Consider the following 1,407-nt stretch of genomic DNA (forward strand, 5'->3'; position numbering starts at 1 on the left):
AAAAAATGCGAGAAATCAGGTGCGATTTTGGACCTTATTATTTGGGAGATACGACCAAGTCAAAAAATGAGCCAAAGGTAGAAAATTTTGTAAATTTAGCCAAAATTTATCGCAACAAAAACAGCCCAAAAGGCAAACTACGAGAGTGGATAAAAGAGCTCGGCATAAATGACAAACTAGCTAAAAGTATGCTAGATCGGATAAATGAGATGCTAGAAAACAAGGGAGAATTTGATAAGGCGTTGAACGGTCTTTACGGCGGGCTATCGTGCGGAAATTTGATTTTAGAAAAGGACGGAACGCAGAAGACGCCGATTTACGACGTATTGCAATTTCTCTCCGTTACTTCGGGCGCGGAAGATAAAAAAGTGGAGGGCAAAAATGACGATAAATTACGAGCTTAAATTTTTCGACTATTGGCATGTTAGTAGCGGCCTTAGCGGTGGAGCGGCACTTGATAGCTATGTAGTAAAAGACGCCGCAGGGCTTCCGTATGTGCCGGGCAAAACGATAAAAGGACTTGTGCGTGAGGCGGCGGAGCTGTTTTGGGATCCAAGCGATATAAGTGAGTGCTTCGGCTCACGAGGCGGCAAAAATAAGCAAAATAATGGCAATGAGCAAAACGAAAACGACGATACGACGCAGGCGCAGTGCTATTTTAGTAACGCGAGGGTAGATGAAAAAATCGCTACCGAAATTACGTCAAATAACTTGCAGCGCAATCTTTTTGAAATCATTTCGGCTACTAAAATCGACGACAACGGCATCGCGGTAGATAATTCGCTAAGAGATATAGAGGTGGTTTTGCCTATAAGTTTAAAAGGCGAGATCCAAAATGTAAGCGACGAAATCGCCCAAAATTTAAAACGCGCGCTAGAGATGATAAAGCGGATAGGATTAAACCGTAACCGAGGCCTCGGCAGATGCGAATTTAAAGTTAAGGAGCTACGATGAGAGAGCTTAGATTTGAGATAACTTTTAAAAGTCCCGTTATTTTGCAGGCGAGTTCTAACACGCAGGGCAAGATGAGCTCGCTTGATTTTATCCCCGGAAGTGCATTTTGGGTATGGTGGCTAGCAGATATAGCGACTTTAGTGATCCTTTTAAAATTTTTCATAGCGGCGCTGTGAGATTTTGCGACGCTTCGCCGATCAAAGAGGGTAAAGAATTCTTTAAAATTCCGCTTTCCTATTTTCACGAAAAGCTTGATGGCAGCAAAATTTACAATCATCACTTGCTAAGCCACGAAGAATTTGAAAAATTTACCCAGCTAAAACAGATGCGAAGCGGCTACATAAATGACGAAAAAAGCAGCTTAGCCTGGACCTAGATTTTTCACAAAAAAGCGCCTACGATAAAGAAAAAAGACGCTCTATGATAGTCAGATGTACGGCTATGAGGCGTTTA

Annotated in this window: 3 protein-coding genes and 1 pseudogene; all 4 read left to right on the forward strand. The window is 42.2% G+C overall.

The genetic code is table 11. The features are described from left to right. A pseudogene (locus Q0198_RS02635) lies at positions 1–404 on the forward strand (hypothetical protein); the annotation flags it as partial. Next, positions 382–954 carry an RAMP superfamily CRISPR-associated protein gene (locus Q0198_RS02640; RefSeq protein WP_297894622.1) on the forward strand — a complete coding sequence of 191 codons (573 nt, stop codon included), beginning with the start codon at positions 382–384 and terminating at the stop codon, positions 952–954. The pseudogene Q0198_RS02635 and the gene Q0198_RS02640, both read left to right, overlap by 23 nt. Further along, a complete protein-coding gene (locus tag Q0198_RS02645; RefSeq protein ID WP_297894626.1) occupies positions 951–1,130 on the forward strand; it encodes a hypothetical protein in 180 nt (59 codons plus the stop codon). The genes Q0198_RS02640 and Q0198_RS02645 overlap by 4 nt, the downstream gene beginning before the upstream one ends. Then, the gene (locus Q0198_RS02650; protein ID WP_297894627.1) at positions 1,127–1,330 is read left to right on the forward strand and encodes a hypothetical protein; all 204 of its coding nucleotides are present in this window, start codon (positions 1,127–1,129) and stop codon (positions 1,328–1,330) included. The genes Q0198_RS02645 and Q0198_RS02650 overlap by 4 nt, the downstream gene beginning before the upstream one ends. The last annotated feature ends 77 nt before the right edge of the window (positions 1,331–1,407 follow it).

The sequence above is a fragment of the uncultured Campylobacter sp. genome (genome assembly GCF_938045205.1).
Classification (GTDB): Bacteria; Campylobacterota; Campylobacteria; order Campylobacterales; family Campylobacteraceae; genus Campylobacter_B.

Excerpts from the sequence above, each read along its gene's own strand:
- Q0198_RS02640 (WP_297894622.1), top strand. The coding sequence starts at position 382 with ATGACGATAAATTACGAGCTTAAATTTTTCGACTATTGGCATGTTAGT.
- Q0198_RS02645 (WP_297894626.1), top strand. The coding sequence starts at position 951 with ATGAGAGAGCTTAGATTTGAGATAACTTTTAAAAGTCCCGTTATTTTG.